Here is a 15,962-nt window from a genome sequence, read left to right as displayed (position 1 = left end):
TTAAGCGTATCAATCTTCAAATTTTTTGGCTCCGAGCAAGCTCGTCAGCCAAATAAAAAACAGCTAGACCAATTATGATCTAACTGCTTATGTAAACTGCCATCAACTTAATTTGACGAACAGCCTATTTTTATTGAATTTTTCTTGTTGCAATAATTTTTGCAAACGTTCCGATTGGCGGTCATTATATCCGCTGCAGACAAATTCCGCCTCATCTGTATCTGGTACCACGGTTGGCAAAACTACATTTTTATCCGTTACCACAAAACTAGAAAAACAAGTCAATCCCAAAAATCTCTTACCAGTTTTTAGATGCTCGCCGATAATTTTCGTAAAAACTTCGATTGAACGAGTGCCCACTCCTGAAACATAAGATTCAGTACACATCGAATCCTGCAGTTTAAATGGCAAGATAAAATTAACTTGGTCGATTGAAGCTGTGACCGTCTCGATTCGAGCCACTCTAGAAGCCGAAATCGACGAATTATCGTCAATCGTCATCAAGGTTTTGCCACCAAAGACGGTGTCATGCTCATTCAAATCTGATGAGAAAACGCGATGATTGCTGATTGAGAGCGTATCGCTGCATTTTATAGTTTTCATTCACTGTTTCTCCTTATAAAAAATGAGCCATAACCTCCCAAAAGGAATTATGACCCGAAAATTTATGATCCCTCCCGGAATCGAACCGGGGACCTACTGCTTAGGAGGCAGTTGCTCTATCCTGCTGAGCCAAGGGACCAATAAAACACACTTTCTATTTTAACGCAAAATGCCAATTGAAAGTGTGCCAAATTAAATTTACTATTTCTTATTGAATTTACGTTTTCCCTTGTTCTTTTGGTCACGTAAACGTTTTTTAGATTTAGTGTTAGTTGATTGCGACTTAGAAGTATGATGACGTTTGTTCTTATCAAAGACAGGTTTCTTAGTCAATTGCCCTTCGTGACCAACATACATCTTTGTAACAGGAGATTCGATCATCTCTTGAAGATTACGCATATCATGGCTGTTACCAAAGGTAATAACTGAGCCACTCTTACCCATTCGGCCAGTCCGACCAGCACGGTGCACGTATTCACTGTTATCTCGAGGAATCATATAATTAATAATCATATTGATATCATCAATATCCATCCCACGAGCAGCCACATCCGTCGTTAAGAGCAGATTGACCTTTTTACTGGAGAATAGTTGCAAAGCAGTTTTACGTTGCTGAGAAGACATCTTACTGTCCAAAACAACGAAATTAGTCTTATTGTGGTTCATATCGCTGACAGTTTTGTGAAGCGAACGGGAATTATTGAAAAAGACGATTCCCAAGAATTTCTTGCTGTGTGCCAACTCACGTAAAATGGCGTTCTTGACGAATTCATTATTCGCATCGACGAAGTAATGCTTGATTCCGGCCGTGTAAGTCGTGTCATGTCTTTGATCGATCACTAAGAAATCTTGACCGAACCACTTGTGCATATCTTGAAAGATGTCATTGCCAGTAGCTGAGAAGAAAGTCATTTGCACATCAGCGGGCATTTGCGAGATAATCTTACGAACGCTCTCTAATTTAGATTCATTCAACATTTCATCAGCTTCATCGACAATGACAGTGTTGATCTTGCCTAACTTAACTTTGCGACTTTCAGTCAATTCATTCAAACGACCTAAGGTTGCCACAATGATTTCAGGCTTTTCCTTCAATTTCTTCAATTGACGAGTTGGATTAGCACCACCAGTCAAAGCCTGAACTTTGCAGTCGACCAATTTAGCAAGTGGTTGGATAACATCCCTAACCTGCATTGCTAATTCCTGCGATGGCTCTAAAATCAAAACTTGCAGTCCATCTTTAGGAACTAAAGTCTCTAACATTGGCATCACGAAGCCTAAAGTTTTCCCTGAACCAGTTGGTGCCATCGCTACTAAATCTTTGCCCTCTTTAAAAGGCATGTAAACAGCATCTTGAATCTTTGTTAAAGCTTCAAAATGATTTTGTTTAAAATAATCCTGATATAATTTTGGTATTTCCAATTTTATTTTTCCTCATCTGCATCAAAAACAAGTCCAGCACTAGTTCTGGCTTGCTCTAAAACTTTATTTACAATTCTAGCGTACTTTAACAGATTTTCATAAGTTTCTTTATCATTTTCAGTAATTATTTTTGCAAATACTTTAGCTTCAGCGTCCATCGGGTTGCTGCTCTTGACTGTTGGAATATCAGTAATATTTCTGTTGTCGTCGGCCCAATCCAGATGATTGATGTCGCCACCATTATCAAGAATCAAAGTATCCTTGCCAAAGTAGATTTCTGAAGACATGTAAGAATTTTTAGTCTTGCCAATAATAATATTAACGTCAAAATCAGAATACTTGAGTGTTAAACTACCGCTGCCGTCGATACCTGATTCAATAATTTCAGGCGTATATTGGACCCTTTCTGGTTGACCGAACAAAACTACGGCATCGTAGACGGTATATACTCCTAAATCATATAGGGCGCCACCAGAAAACTTGGTCGTGAAAATATTAGGATTTTGGCCTGCTAAATAAGCGTCATAACGACTGGAATACTTCATATAAGAAAACGTTGCGCCAGTAATATCTTTTTGATGCTTTGAAACGACTTCTTGAATCTTCTTGAAAATAGGTTCGTGAATGTGTCTAGCAGCCTCAAACAAGTAAACTCCCTTAGAATGTGCCAGCTCATCCAAAATTGAGAACTCTCTAACTGTTGATGTGCTTGGCTTTTCAACAATAACATTCTTGTTGTTTTCGATTGCCTTTTTTGCTTCTGGAAAATGCAATGCATTAGGTGAAGCGATATAAACAGTGTCAAAATTTCTTTGGAAAAATTTATCCATGTCCGTGTCGATTTGGATATCACTCTTGTTTATATCATCAAGAAACTTTTGCGCCTTAGTTTCCGTACGTGAATAAACGTTGGTTAATGAAAAAGTTTCGGTTTCATCAATTGCTTTAATAAATTGTTCTGTAATGCCACTAGTACCAATTATTCCTAAACTAATCATAAAATCACCTCTGTTTCTAATTCTACTTAAATGTAAGCGCAATTACCACAAAAAAAGTTTTTTCTCAATATCAATATGGTATATAATTTTATTCTATACCATTAAAAGGGGAGTTTTACTTTTATGAACGATGAAACAGACAAGTTCAGCCTGAAAAGAGACCTCGGTTTCTTTCCCGCTTTATCTACAGTAATGGGTCTGGTCATTGGTGGCGGTGTCTTCTTTAAAATTTCAAGTGTCACGCAAGCGACCGGATCAGCCAGTTTAACCATCTTTGTCTGGTTGCTCGCTGGTTTCATTACTATCAATGCTGGACTGACAATTGCTGAATTAGCTTCAGCACTACCAGTTGCAGGGGGAATTTATAAATATATTGAATATATCTATGGTAAAGTTCCAGCCTTTTTATTAGCTTGGGCTCAATCGGTAATCTATTATCCTGCCGGAATTTCCGCTCTTTCGATTATTTTTGCCACACAAGTTATGAATCTTTGCAATCTTCCTAGCACTTGGCAAATTCCAATAGCTATTTCATTAGCTGTCTTCTTATATTTAGTCAACTTATTAGGAGCTAAAGTTGGTGGACGAATTCAATCGATTTCTTTAATTGCTAAATTGATACCGATTGTATTGATTATTGTTGTTGGTATCTTTACGCCGACATCCAATAACATCTCGCTTTTTCCTATCACTTCCGGAAGTCATCCTAACTTTTGGTCTTCAATGGGTGGAGGCTTGTTAGCAACAATGTTTGCCTTTGACGGCTGGATGAATGTTGGTAATTTAGCTGGAGAAATGAAGAAGCCTGAAAAAGATCTTTCTAAATCAATTATTGTGGGACTATTCTTCATCACTTTGATTTACGTCCTAATCAGCTTTGTCTTTATCAAGGCTCTACCATTTGATTTGATTCCTGGAAATCAAAATACTGCTTCTGAAGCAGCCATCAGGATTTTTGGTAATATTGGTGGAAAAATCGTAACAATTGGAATCTTAATTTCAGTCTTTGGTTCAGTCAACGGCTACACAATGACTGGTTCACGTGTCAGCTATACTTTAGGTGCTGATGACGAAATCGTCTTTGCCAAACACTTCGCCAAATTGACGAAACATACACGAGTTCCTGCTTTTGCCGGTTTGATTCAAACAATCATTGCGATTGCCATGATTTTCATGGGCAGTTTTGATTATCTGACCGACATGCTGGTTTTCGTTATGTGGATTTTTTCAATGATGATGTTCGTTGGAGTCTTCATTTTAAGACGCAGCGAGCCTGACTTGAAACGTCCCTATAAAATCAATTTCTATCCGATTCCACCAATTATTGCTTTAATCGGTGGTGCTTACATCATCATCTCGACCTTGCTTCGCCAACCGGGATTAGCATTTATGGGAATAGGAATCACGCTTTTAGGATTGCCAGTTTACTACATTCACTATTTACATAAAAAAAGATTATCCAAATAAATAATTAAGCACTTCTTGAATTGAAATTTGTCATTCAAGAAGTGCTTTTTATATTGCTTTATCCAAAACGACAATTTTTACTTATTGTTAAAAATGGCGATTTTTCAATTGGAAGATTATACTCATTTTGAGTATCCAGATTCTAATTGAAAATAAAAGCTAGGCGGCGTGTTTTCATGAAAGTCCAATTCAAAAACAACTTTGAAAAGCGATTGGTTTTAACAACTTTAAAAATACAAAAGCTTTTGATTTATCGTATCATCCAAAAAACGCTTCTTTTGATTTTTCCATTTGCCTTATTTGGCAGTTTCATTAAGATTATTCAGACAATCATTATTGGTAAAGAGGGTTTCTTAACTGACGTCTTCCCTAGCCTAGGCAATGACTTTATTTTCCGTCAAGTCGACAACATGGCTAACGTCTTATATAACCTCTCTTTAGGTTGGGTCTCGGTGATTGCTATTTTTGGTGCTGCTAAATACACCGCTAAATACTACCGACGCGATGACCAATTAGCGGGAATTACTGCTATCAGTGCCCTTTTAATTGTTGATTACGTCTATTCTAAAGTACAGCCATTTTCTTTTCACCCTGCCATTTTAGGGATGCGTGGTTTATTATTTGCTATTATTTTAGGAATCTTCGTCGGTTGGCTCTTTAAAAAATTCAGTCGTCCTATTCCAGAAACCAGTCACGTCAATAATATTTTGGAACGAACCTTCATTTCTTTGAAACCAATCATCACTACTTTGATTTTAGCAATGGTCTTTAGCATCTTGATCAATGTTACTTATTATTCACAAGCACCAGGAAACTTTATCAATTCGTTATCCAGTGAATACACCACTTCAAATGATTGGCTGCAACTCTTTAAAACACTGATTTTTTCAGTTTATACAATTATCATGTCGTTTTTAGGTTGGTCAGGAACTTACTCCGCTTTAGGAGTTGAAAAGATGGATGTCCTCTCGACTGCTAACTTGAATTACGCACTGCAAAAACATACCGCCTGGAACGCACCCAATCCTTTCACGAGTGCTACCTTATACCATGCTTTTGCGACCTTTGGTGGGACGGGTTCGATTCTTGGCTTGCTCATAGCGATTTTGATAATTTCCAAGGACAAGGATTTTCAAACGGTGGCTCACTGGGCTATGGTTCCGACTATCTTCAATATTGGCGATGGTTTGATGTCCGGTATTCCTATTTTATTCAATGTCATCTTTTTGATACCATTTATCCTTGCTCCAATTGCAAACATGCTCATGGCAGCACTTGCGATTGCCCTGCATTTGATGCCGCCAAGCGTTTATCCGGTTCCGATTGGAACTCCAGGTCCCTTGATTGCCTTTGTTGGGACTAATGGCAGCTGGCAGGCTCTCATCTTCTCTGTCATTGCCATAATTATTTCAGTATACATTTATATACCATTCGTTAAAATGGCCGTCAAAGTTAAATTACTGGACAATTTAGGGCTTGAAGAAGGTGCATACTAATGCCAAGACACAATTTGAAAAAAAACAAGAACTTCAAGTATTTGATTGCACTGGCAATTATTTTAATTTTGCTGGGAATCCCGTCATACATTTGGACCAGAAAAAACGTTTCGACTTTAGCTGGACGCTACAATTCGCCAATGTCTCCTATCATCATGATTCCCGGCAGCAGCGCGACTGCTTCTAGATTTGACGACTTAGTTAAAACTGTCAACCGCCAGACTGGCGAACATCATAGCCTGATAAAATTAACCGTCCATACTGACGATAAAATCACTTATACTGGCAGTTTGCGGCCTAATGATCAACGACCTTTTATCGTTGTTGGCTTTGAGAACAATTCTGACGGCTATGCGAACATAAAAAAACAAGCTGCTTGGTTCAATATCGCTTTTAACAAACTTAAACAGCGCTATCAATTCAACAGCTTTAATGCTTTTGGACATTCAAATGGTGGACTCGTTTGGACATACTTTTTAGAAGATTACTTCGACGACTCATCAATTTCCATCAATAAAATGCTGACTGTTGGTACGCCCTATAACTTTGAAGAAACTAATCCAGTCAATCATACGCAAATGTTAAATGAACTAATCAAAAAGCGGGAAAAGATTCCAAGCAATTTAACCTATTACTCAATTGCGGGCACCAAACTTTATACCGACGATGGTATCGTACCTTTAGGTAGCGTTGATGCTGGAAAGTATATTTATGAAGACCAAATCAAGCGTTATACTTTAATCACTTTGACCGGCTCCAAGGCTGAGCATTCTGATATGCTTGATAGCAATCAATTCATTAACATTTTTGAACAATATATCGTGGAAAATGGCAATAATAACACTCCTAATAAGAATCCTAAAAAGAACCGTTATAATAAGGAATAAAGCGTCGTTACGCCATAAACTATCAACACAGCCGCAAAAATCAAACTGGCAATCAAAGCAATCAAGGCTAACAAAAGTGGACTTGATTGTTTTTTGATATTATTAAAATATTCCTTTGAGATAAAGATTTGCCAAATGGCAATTCCGATTGCACCGATACCAAATATTGCTTGCATATTACTTCTCCTTATAAGCGAATTGCCCTCAACTCCTGCTCAATTTTCAACCTAATATTAATAAATTTATATCCTGAAAGCAAAAAAATTGATTCCCCAACTAAAAGAATCAATTTTTTTATTTCAACTTAAGTTGCGTTACAGATTCGATGTGATTTGTCATTGGGAACATATCAACTGGCGTAACATCGCCAATCTCATAAGTATCGCTCAAGGCTTCTAAATCACGTGCTAAAGTAGCAGGATTGCAACTGATGTAGACGATTTTCTTTGGTTTGATATTCTTCAATGAACCAATCAAAGAACTAGCCAAACCTTTACGTGGAGGATCGACCATCAAAACATCGACTGACATATCGTTTTTGGCCCATTCATCCAAGACATCTTCTGTCTTGCCAACGATAAAATCAGCGTTATTGATACCATTCAACTTGGCATTCTTGTCAGCATCTTTAACGGCATCTTCGATTACTTCGATACCAGTCACATGCTTTGCTTTATCAGCCAATGATAAGCCAATTGTTCCGATACCAGAATAAGCATCGACAACATTTTCTTTGCCAGTCAATTCAGCCTTATCAATTGCCATCTTGTAAAGATTTTGAGTTTGAACTGGGTTTACTTGGTAAAAAGATCGTGGAGAAATTCGGTAAGTATTACCCAAAATCTCATCATCGATATACTTCTTGCCACCTAAGAGAGTCATCTTTTGACCAAAGATAACATTGGTATTCTTTGAATTAACGTTGAGATATAGTGACTTAACTTCAGCATTATCTAGGATTTCTTTAGTGATGTCCTTGTAATGAGAAATATCAGGTGTTCTGGAAACCAAAACGACCATCATTTCACCTGTAAAGTAAGCACGACGAACCATGATAGTTCTGATTTGACCCTTTTGATTCTTTTCATCGTAGCCACGAACGTTATATTTACGTAAAATATCACGCACACGTAAGATTTCAGCATCAATCTTAGGATCTTGAATCAAGAAGTTTTCCATTGGTACTAAATCATGCGAACGACGACGATAAAAACCAGTTGTCAATTTGCCATCGATTTGTCTAACAGGAACTTGTGCTTTATTACGATAATTAAATGGTGAGTCCATTCCTAAAGTTTGATTGACTGTAACATCTTTTAGGCCAATCTTACTGAAGTCAGTTACGACTTGATTACGTTTGAATTCAAGTTGTTTATCGTACTTTAAATGACTCAAAGGAGCAATTCCTGTTTGAGCATAAACGGCATCAATATCATGTACACGATCTGGAGATTCTTTAAGAACCTCTAACGTTCTTGCAAAGCCAAAATTCTTATTAACTCGTGTGATGACCGCATTAACTTTTTCACCGGGCAAAGCATTGTCCACAAATAATGTGAAGTCGTCTACTTTAGCGACACCCTTGCCTTCGTATGAGAGATCTTCAATCTCTAATTCTATTTTTTGGTTCTTTTTTAAATTCGGTTTGTCCATTTTTCACCTATACATAGAAAAAAGAAGTGCTCAAAATTGATACACTTCTCAATTCTTTTTTATTTGTTCTCTTTATCGAGATTCTTTTCTTCTTCGATAATTTTTTCACCAGCATCTTTTTCACTAAGAGTTGATGTATCAATTGCTTTGAGAGGTATAGAATCAACATTTGCATAAATATTCAGATGATTATGTAAATTGGTAAATTCCATTGGGGCATCTCCACCATATTCACCATCCAAGTTAACCATCACCCGATTATCATCATTAGCTTTGACGCTAATTTTTTTAGTCTTCGTATAGATAACTTTGGGATTATAAACGTGACGACCGCCGTTCAAGACTAAGGCAATCAGATGAACTAAGTCTCTTAAATTAGTCTCTTTGACGATAATCAGTGAAAATGTTCCATCACCAATAACAGAGTCAGGGGCAATTTGTTCCATCCCACCAATCGAATTAGTTAATCCTATCAGAAACATGGTTGCTTTACCATCAAAAACTCCATCATCGTATTCAATATGCATGTCAATTGGACTGATTCGAGGCAACAATTCCGCGCCCTTCACCAAATAAGCCAAGTAACCCAAAATTGATTTATAAGCTGAAGGTACTTCGTAAGTTAACTCCGTCATCGAACCGCCACCGGCAATATTAATAAAATATTTCTCGCCAGCTTGCCCGATATCGACAGGTAACTTTTGACCTTTCAAAATAACTTTTGCTGCATCAACGACATCATCACGCGGGATTTTTAAAGCTCGTGCATAATCGTTAGTGGTTCCTGCAGGAATGATGGCCACCTCTGGACGTTTATCCAAATCAGCGATTCCATTGACGACCTCATTGATCGTACCATCTCCACCAGCAGCAACGACAAGTTCAAATCCCTCTTTTGCTACTCGTCTGGCTTCATTTTTAGCTGAATTTTTTTTCGGTGTAGTTCGGTAAGCACTAGCCTCATAACCAGCTTTTTCAATAATATTTAAAATATCTCCAACATTACTGTTCATGGTCTCGTGACCTGAAGTTGGATTATAAATCAGTCTAGCACGCATATCTTTCCCTCACTAACGACTCTTTAACTCTTCCATCAAAAGCTTATTAGCAACCTTAGGGTTAGCTTGACCATGTGTTTGCTTCATGATTTGACCAATCAAGAAACCAACGGCACGATCTTTACCATTCTTGAAGTCATCGATTGATTGTTGATTATTATCAAGAATATTCAAAATCATTGGCTTCAAGACAGCTGGATCAGATTCTTGGACAAGTCCCTTTTCTTTGACCCATTTTTCTGGTTCTGTACCATTGCTGATAGTTTCTTGGAAGACCTTTTTGGCAATCTTAGAAGAAATTGTTCCGTTAGAAATCAAATTGATCATCTTAGCCAAATGTTCAGGCGTCAACTTAGTATCTAACAAACCAATTTTATTTTCATTCAAATAACCATTAACTTCACCCATCAACCAGTTAGAAACTAGTTTTGGATTAGCTTTGTATTCAACAGCTTCATCGAAGAAATCAGACATTTCCTTAGTATCTGTCAAGACGCCAGCATCATATTCAGGAATTCCTAGTTCATTGATATAACGCTTGCGACGCTTTTCAGCAGTTTCAGGCAAAGTAGCTTTGATTTCTGCAACCCATTCTGGAGAAATATCAAAATCAGGCAAGTCAGGTTCTGGGAAGTAACGATAATCATCAGCACCAGACTTAACACGCATTAAGAATGTTTCACCAGTCTTTTCATCAAAACGTCTTGTTTCTTGGCCAATCGTACCACCTTGTTTTAAGATAGCAGCTTGACGTTTCTCTTCATAAGCAAGACCTAATTTAACGTGGTTGAAAGAGTTCAAGTTCTTCAATTCGACTTTAGTACCATAAGTATCTGAGCCGACTGGACGTATTGAAATATTTGTATCAACACGCATTGAACCTTCTTCCATCTTAACATCAGAAGCACCAGTAAATTGAACAATCTTACGTAAGTTCTCAAGATATTGGTAAGCTTCTTCAGGAGAATGCATATCAGGTTTTGAAACAATTTCAATCAATGGTGTACCTTGACGGTTCAAATCAACATAAGAGTAGCCGTTGTTACCGTGGGTATTTTTACCAGCATCTTCTTCGACGTGAAGTTCTTCGACACCGATTTTCTTCTTCTTGCCATCAACTTCAATTTCGATATAGCCATCGTGTCCTAATGGCTTATCTTGTTGAGTAATTTGGTAAGCCTTAGGATTATCTGGGTAGAAATAGTTCTTACGGTCAAAGTGAGTGTGGTGTTCAATTTCAGCATTTAAAGCTAAAGCGACCATCAAACCTAGACGATAACCATTTTTATTTACAGTTGGTAATGTTCCTGGAAAACCAAAGTCAATCACATTGGTATTGATATTAGATTCAGCACCATACGCAACTGGTGAAGGACTGTACATTTTGGACTTTGTCTTTAATTCAACGTGAACTTCTAGTCCGATAGTTGTTTCAAAATTCATTAGTCTTCCCCCTTAAGTGCAGTAGGTATTTTTTCGTAAAATTTATTTTCTTCTTGAAGTGCATAAGCAGCATTGAAGACATCTTGTTCAGCAAATGGACGACCAATGATTTGCAATCCAACAGGTAAACCGTCTGCCAAGCCTGCAGGAACTGAAGCAGCTGGAAGACCAGCTAAGTTAGCAGGAATTGTCAAAATATCATTCATATACATAGCCAATGGGTCATCAACTTTTTCACCAATCTTGAAAGCAGGTGTTGTCGTTGAAGGTCCCATAATTAAATCATAGTCTTTTAAGACATCATTCATTTCATTAATAAAAATAGTTCTAACTTGAGCAGCCTTCTTAAAGTAAGCATCGTAAGCACCAGCTGATAAAGCAAATGTACCTAACATAATACGACGTTTAACTTCATCGCCGAAACCTTCAGAACGTGAATTAACGAAGAGTTCCTTAATGTTCTTAACATCTTTAGCACGATAACCATATCTAACTCCATCATATCTTTGAAGGTTAGATGAAGCTTCACTAGATGCCAAGACATAATAAACTTCAACCGCATGCTTCAAAGTTGGTAAACTAACTTCTTCAACAGTTGCGCCCATCTTCTTGTAAGCATCGAGTGCTTCGTTAACGTTCTTCAAAACATCAGGGTTTGTTCCTTCATGCCAGAATTCCTTAGGAACAGCAATCTTAACGCCTGTCATGTCCTTATTTAAGTTAGCACGATAGTCAGGAACTTCTTTTTCTGAACTTGTTGAATCGTGGTCATCATGACCAGCAATCACTGACAAGACTTGTGCTGAATCTTCAACACGTTTTGACATAACGCCGACTTGATCAAGACTTGATGCAAAGGCAATAACGCCCCAACGTGACACACGTCCATAAGTAGGTTTGATACCAAAGATACCATTAAAAGCTGAAGGTTGTCTGATTGAACCACCAGTATCAGTACCTAAAGCAGCAACAACTTCACCAGAAGCAACAGCTGCAGCAGAACCACCAGATGAACCACCAGGAACGCGGCTTAAGTCCCAAGGATTAACGACGGTTCCAAAGTAAGAAGTTTCAGTTGATGAACCCATAGCAAATTCATCCAAATTAGTTTTACCGATATTAACAGCACCGGCATTTTCCAATTTTTCTAGAACTGTAGCACTGTAAACAGGCATGAAATTGTACAAGATTTTACTTGCAGCAGTAGTTTTGATGCCATTGCTGACAATATTATCTTTGATAGCAATAGGAATACCAGATAATGGTCCTTTAATTCCAGCTTCATCGACTTTTTGTGCATCTTCAGGTGCCTTGTCATTAACAGTGATGAAAGTATTGAGTTTCTTTTCGTTAGCGTTGATTTTTTCAATAGCTTGATCAGCTAACTCTTTAGCAGTCACTTCTTTGTTAACTAATTTATCATGCAAAGAAGCAATTGTTTCCTTCTTGATATCCACTATTCATCGTCCTCCTTGTCAACAATCGTTGGAACTTTAATAAGGTTGTTATCAGTTTCGGGAACATTTTTAAGCATTTGTTCTCTAGTTTGAGTACGAATTCCCTTATCTTCACGGAAGACAGTTTTAGTGTCGCCCATGTTGTATGTAGGTTCGATGCCAGTTGTGTCAACGCTGGACAATTTACTTTCCATGCCAACGATTTTATCCAATTGACTAACGAAGCTATCAACTTCATCAGCTTCAAATTTCAAATTAGCCAATTTGGCAACGTGTAAAATTTCATCTTTTGAAATCATAAGTTTCTCCTTTTTAATCTGCATCATAAACGTGTGAATAGAATTTGCCATTAGTACGTGTAACGACTGATTGTTGTTCATCAACAGTTTGAATATTAATATCTAAATCTGCTCCAGATGGTAAATACTTAGTTGCACTTTGTTGAACAAATTGTGTGAAACTAGTTACCTGAGCCAAACCATCAAATTGTGTATTAATTGTCACATCTAACGACTTGAGATCAGTACCATCATAGTGTGCCTGAGCAGTTACTCCAGAAAGATTAGGGAAGTAATCTTGAATGTGATCCTTGAAGTTAGAAAAGGCATCAGAATCGCTGCTGCTAATGGCCGTATCGCCATTAACGGTTGGTAACATTTGATTCTTGTAATCTAAATTAGACCAACTTCCAAGGTCGCCACTCTTACTTACCGCATATTGGAAATAAGTCCCACCAACTAAAGTATCTTCAGGGGCCACAGAATATAATCCCACGACAATCGGAATATTGCCAACTTTATTGTCCTTACGTAAACGCTTGACAACTTCTTTAGCAATTTTTTCACCCTGTTCTTTTTGCTCTTCAGTTGAAATAGTGGTCTTATAAGTAGCACCATATTGTTTCTTTTGGTAATAGTCAATTTTATTCATCGCAATACCAATTGACATACCGGCTAATTTATATTTTCCATCTTGTTTTTGAAGATAATCCTCTTCGAGCATTTGTTGGAAATACATTGGAGCACGCTTGTCTTCAGCCTTAGAACCATTCGACTTTGGATTTAGTCCTGTCGGATTTTTCTTAGTTTTTCTGTCTAACCAGTTATTAACAGTGCTGGCAGACAAAACCTGTCCTTCTTGGAAAACATACGAATTAGTCGAAAATTGTTTTTTCGACAACTTCATCAAGCCACTTTCAAAGCTACGACTATTGAACTGATTACTATTATCAGCAGCAGTCAAGCCTGAAATTGCACTTGTCTTGTATTTTCCTCCACTCAATAAAACATCATAACTACTTGAATCAGACGTCGATGTGGTCTGAACGGAGCTCTTTGATGAACTTCCACTACCAGATGATAAAGTTGAATCTTGTAAATTACCACAGGCAGACAACAAAAGTGCACACATTAGTAGTAACGACGTAGTTTTTAAGAATTTTTTCAAATCTGTTTCTCCTACTCTTTGGCATCATCCAAATAATCAGACAATGTTGCTTCATCAATAATCTGCGTTCCTAATTGTTGAGCTTTAGTTAGCTTGCTACCAGCTTTTGTTCCTGCAATCAACAGATCAGTCTTTTTAGTAACTGAACCTGTGACTTTAGCACCGAGATCCACCAACTTCTGCGACAATTCTGAACGTTTATAATTTTCCAATGTTCCGGTTATAACAATTATTTTATCAGTAAAGTGTACATTTGTTTCATTAGAATTTGAACTACCAATAAAATTCATATTAATATTTACTGATTTTAGTTCATTTATCAACTTTTTAACATCATCATTTGCAAAATAAGTTGAAATACTGTCGGCAATAATTTCACCCATAGTATTCACGCTTAAAATTTCGTCCGTTGATGCTGCCATCAAATTATCTAAGTTGCCAAAATGTTCTGCCAGAATTCGACCAGCTTTGGCACCGACATGACGGATTCCTAAACCAAAAATCAAGCGTTCAACTGAATTACTCTTAGAATTATCAATTGCTGTCAATAAGTTGTTGATTGACTTCTCCTTGAAACCATCTAAAGTACTCAAGTCGTCAGCTGTCAATTTGTAAATATCAGCAACATCTTGAACTAACTTCTTAGTATACAACTGTTCAATAATTTTAGGACCTAATCCATCAATATTCATTGCATTTCGTGAAGCAAAATGCGTTAATTGCTCTTTAACTTGAGCTGGACACTTAGGATTGATACATCTTAAAGCTACTTCATCTTCAAGGTGAATCAATTTTGAATTGCAATATGGACAGTGAGTAGGGATTTGTGCTGGTTTAGAATCTTTAGGACGTTTATCTAAAACGACTTGAGAAACCTCTGGAATAATATCGCCCGCTTTATGCAGCAAGACGGTATCGCCAATTCTAATATCTTTTTGCTTAATCATATCTTCATTGTGCAAAGTTGCTCTTGCAACAGTCGTACCCGCTAAACTAACTGGATTCATCACCGCTGTTGGCGTCAACACTCCAGTTCGCCCAATCGTCCAAGTAATATCTAAGACTTTTGATTGAGCTTGTTCAGGTGGGAATTTATAAGCTATTTCCCAACGAGGAACTTTAACGGTATTGCCTAAATCTCTTTGAAGACCTAAATCGTTGACCTTCAAAACGACGCCATCGATTCCATAATCCAAACTGTCACGTAATTCTCCAAAGTGCTCAATGTAATCTTTAACGCCCTTTAAGCCAGTAGTTACTTTAGCCGTAGGATTAACGTTAAAACCTAATTCTTTTAAAGTCTCTAAAGCATCATGTTGGGTTGGAACATTCAAATCATCAAAAGTTACGATCGTATACATAAAAGTTGCCAATTTACGAGAAGCCGTAATTTTAGGGTCTAATTGTCTTAAACTACCAGCAGCCGCATTTCTTGGATTAGCAAAAACTTGATGGCCATCTTTTTCACGTGCTTGATTCAAGCGTAAAAATTCCTTTTTTGACATGAAACATTCGCCACGAACTTCAAAGGAAAGTGGACGACTCAATTTTTGTGGAACATCAGCAATCGTTTTAACATTTTCGGTAACATTTTCACCGATTGTTCCGTTACCACGAGTTGAGCCTTGAACTAAGATACCATTTTCATAAATCAACGATAATGATAAACCATCAATTTTTAATTCAACATTATAATCTACTTCATGTCCAACATTTTTTTCAATTCGATCGTTAAATTCTGCTAATTCAGCTTCAGAAAAGACATCCCCCATTGAAAGCATGGGAATATCGTGAGTAACTTTATTGAAATCAGGCAAGGTAACGTCACCGACTTGTTGAGAAGGTGAATCTGGCGTTACCAATTCGGGATACATTTGTTCCAATTCCAAAAGACGATTATAAAGTTTATCGTAAACATTATCTTCGACCGCAGGCGCGTCCTTGGTGTAATAATCTTCACGCCACTTGTTCAATTGTGGACGAATCTTTTCCAATTCTTGACTAACTTGTTCTTTTGTCAAATCTGCCATGT

Annotated in this window: 14 protein-coding genes and 1 tRNA gene; 3 read left to right on the top strand and 12 right to left on the bottom strand. The window is 37.4% G+C overall.

All coding sequences use genetic code 11. From position 1 onward, the window contains the following. Positions 1-102 precede the first annotated feature (102 nt). The 4 genes from FHL05_RS09415 to FHL05_RS09400 all read right to left on the bottom strand — a co-directional run bounded on the left by FHL05_RS09415 (position 103) and on the right by FHL05_RS09400 (position 3,023). Positions 103-603, bottom strand: a complete 501-nt coding sequence (locus FHL05_RS09415) for an acyl-CoA thioesterase (RefSeq protein ID WP_153522532.1) — start codon at positions 601-603, stop codon at positions 103-105. A 65-nt stretch (positions 604-668) separates the two neighbouring features. Next, positions 669-742, bottom strand: a tRNA-Arg gene (locus tag FHL05_RS09410). A 62-nt stretch (positions 743-804) separates the two neighbouring features. Next, the gene (locus FHL05_RS09405; protein WP_153522531.1) at positions 805-2,025 is read right to left on the bottom strand and encodes a DEAD/DEAH box helicase; all 1,221 of its coding nucleotides are present in this window, start codon (positions 2,023-2,025) and stop codon (positions 805-807) included. A 2-nt stretch (positions 2,026-2,027) separates the two neighbouring features. Next, entirely contained in the window at positions 2,028-3,023 is a 996-nt protein-coding gene (locus FHL05_RS09400; RefSeq protein ID WP_153385318.1) for a Gfo/Idh/MocA family protein, read from the bottom strand. A 123-nt stretch (positions 3,024-3,146) separates the two neighbouring features. Here FHL05_RS09400 and FHL05_RS09395 point away from each other — a divergent pair, with 123 nt between their 5' ends. The 3 genes from FHL05_RS09395 to FHL05_RS09385 all read left to right on the top strand — a co-directional run bounded on the left by FHL05_RS09395 (position 3,147) and on the right by FHL05_RS09385 (position 6,873). Beyond that, a complete protein-coding gene (locus FHL05_RS09395) occupies positions 3,147-4,490 on the top strand; it encodes an APC family permease (RefSeq protein ID WP_153385317.1) in 1,344 nt (447 codons plus the stop codon). Positions 4,491-4,666: 176 nt separating this feature from the next. Beyond that, positions 4,667-5,986 carry a PTS transporter subunit EIIC gene (locus tag FHL05_RS09390; RefSeq protein WP_153385316.1) on the top strand — a complete coding sequence of 440 codons (1,320 nt, stop codon included), beginning with the start codon at positions 4,667-4,669 and terminating at the stop codon, positions 5,984-5,986. Then, positions 5,986-6,873: an alpha/beta hydrolase gene (locus tag FHL05_RS09385; RefSeq protein WP_153385315.1), complete on the top strand. Its 888-nt coding sequence runs from the start codon at positions 5,986-5,988 to the stop codon at positions 6,871-6,873. Before FHL05_RS09390 ends, FHL05_RS09385 begins: the two co-directional genes overlap by 1 nt. On the opposite strand, the gene FHL05_RS09380 is transcribed toward FHL05_RS09385, so the two are convergent. From FHL05_RS09380 to ligA, 8 genes are all read right to left on the bottom strand, one after another. Then, complete coding sequence (locus tag FHL05_RS09380) at positions 6,858-7,049, bottom strand: hypothetical protein (protein WP_153385314.1); 192 nt, start codon at positions 7,047-7,049, stop codon at positions 6,858-6,860. The two genes, FHL05_RS09385 and FHL05_RS09380, sit on opposite strands and share 16 nt — an antisense overlap. Before the next feature lie 118 nt (positions 7,050-7,167). Continuing rightward, positions 7,168-8,526, bottom strand: a complete 1,359-nt coding sequence (gene rlmD, locus FHL05_RS09375) for a 23S rRNA (uracil(1939)-C(5))-methyltransferase RlmD (protein WP_153385313.1) — start codon at positions 8,524-8,526, stop codon at positions 7,168-7,170. A gap of 59 nt (positions 8,527-8,585) precedes the next feature. Next, entirely contained in the window at positions 8,586-9,584 is a 999-nt protein-coding gene (locus tag FHL05_RS09370; protein ID WP_153385312.1) for a diacylglycerol kinase, read from the bottom strand. A gap of 12 nt (positions 9,585-9,596) precedes the next feature. Next, the gene (gatB, locus tag FHL05_RS09365) at positions 9,597-11,027 is read right to left on the bottom strand and encodes an Asp-tRNA(Asn)/Glu-tRNA(Gln) amidotransferase subunit GatB (RefSeq protein ID WP_153385311.1); all 1,431 of its coding nucleotides are present in this window, start codon (positions 11,025-11,027) and stop codon (positions 9,597-9,599) included. Further along, positions 11,027-12,484 (bottom strand): Asp-tRNA(Asn)/Glu-tRNA(Gln) amidotransferase subunit GatA, encoded by a 1,458-nt coding sequence (gatA, locus tag FHL05_RS09360; RefSeq protein ID WP_162000271.1) that lies wholly within the window; start codon positions 12,482-12,484, stop codon positions 11,027-11,029. The genes gatB and gatA overlap by 1 nt, the downstream gene beginning before the upstream one ends. Next, positions 12,484-12,783 (bottom strand): Asp-tRNA(Asn)/Glu-tRNA(Gln) amidotransferase subunit GatC, encoded by a 300-nt coding sequence (gene gatC, locus FHL05_RS09355; RefSeq protein WP_153385310.1) that lies wholly within the window; start codon positions 12,781-12,783, stop codon positions 12,484-12,486. The genes gatA and gatC overlap by 1 nt, the downstream gene beginning before the upstream one ends. A 13-nt stretch (positions 12,784-12,796) precedes the next feature. Beyond that, a complete protein-coding gene (locus tag FHL05_RS09350; RefSeq protein ID WP_153385309.1) occupies positions 12,797-13,930 on the bottom strand; it encodes a CamS family sex pheromone protein in 1,134 nt (377 codons plus the stop codon). Positions 13,931-13,941: 11 nt separating this feature from the next. Continuing rightward, positions 13,942-15,960 (bottom strand): NAD-dependent DNA ligase LigA, encoded by a 2,019-nt coding sequence (gene ligA, locus FHL05_RS09345; RefSeq protein WP_153522530.1) that lies wholly within the window; start codon positions 15,958-15,960, stop codon positions 13,942-13,944. Between the last annotated feature and the right edge of the window lie 2 nt (positions 15,961-15,962).

This window comes from Companilactobacillus halodurans (assembly GCF_009600995.1).
GTDB classification, from domain to species: Bacteria; Bacillota; Bacilli; order Lactobacillales; family Lactobacillaceae; genus Companilactobacillus; species Companilactobacillus halodurans.
This window is presented reverse-complemented; position numbering and strand designations above follow the sequence as displayed.

What these genes read in the sequence shown, in the direction of transcription:
- FHL05_RS09415 (WP_153522532.1), bottom strand. Translation starts at nt 603, where the DNA reads ATGAAAACTATAAAATGCAGCGATACGCTCTCAATCAGCAATCATCGC.
- FHL05_RS09400 (WP_153385318.1), bottom strand. Translation starts at nt 3,023, where the DNA reads ATGATTAGTTTAGGAATAATTGGTACTAGTGGCATTACAGAACAATTT.
- FHL05_RS09395 (WP_153385317.1), top strand. Translation starts at nt 3,147, where the DNA reads ATGAACGATGAAACAGACAAGTTCAGCCTGAAAAGAGACCTCGGTTTC.
- FHL05_RS09390 (WP_153385316.1), top strand. Translation starts at nt 4,667, where the DNA reads ATGAAAGTCCAATTCAAAAACAACTTTGAAAAGCGATTGGTTTTAACA.
- FHL05_RS09385 (WP_153385315.1), top strand. Translation starts at nt 5,986, where the DNA reads ATGCCAAGACACAATTTGAAAAAAAACAAGAACTTCAAGTATTTGATT.
- FHL05_RS09380 (WP_153385314.1), bottom strand. Translation starts at nt 7,049, where the DNA reads ATGCAAGCAATATTTGGTATCGGTGCAATCGGAATTGCCATTTGGCAA.
- rlmD (WP_153385313.1), bottom strand. Translation starts at nt 8,526, where the DNA reads ATGGACAAACCGAATTTAAAAAAGAACCAAAAAATAGAATTAGAGATT.
- FHL05_RS09370 (WP_153385312.1), bottom strand. Translation starts at nt 9,584, where the DNA reads ATGCGTGCTAGACTGATTTATAATCCAACTTCAGGTCACGAGACCATG.
- gatB (WP_153385311.1), bottom strand. Translation starts at nt 11,027, where the DNA reads ATGAATTTTGAAACAACTATCGGACTAGAAGTTCACGTTGAATTAAAG.
- gatC (WP_153385310.1), bottom strand. Translation starts at nt 12,783, where the DNA reads ATGATTTCAAAAGATGAAATTTTACACGTTGCCAAATTGGCTAATTTG.
- ligA (WP_153522530.1), bottom strand. Translation starts at nt 15,960, where the DNA reads ATGGCAGATTTGACAAAAGAACAAGTTAGTCAAGAATTGGAAAAGATT.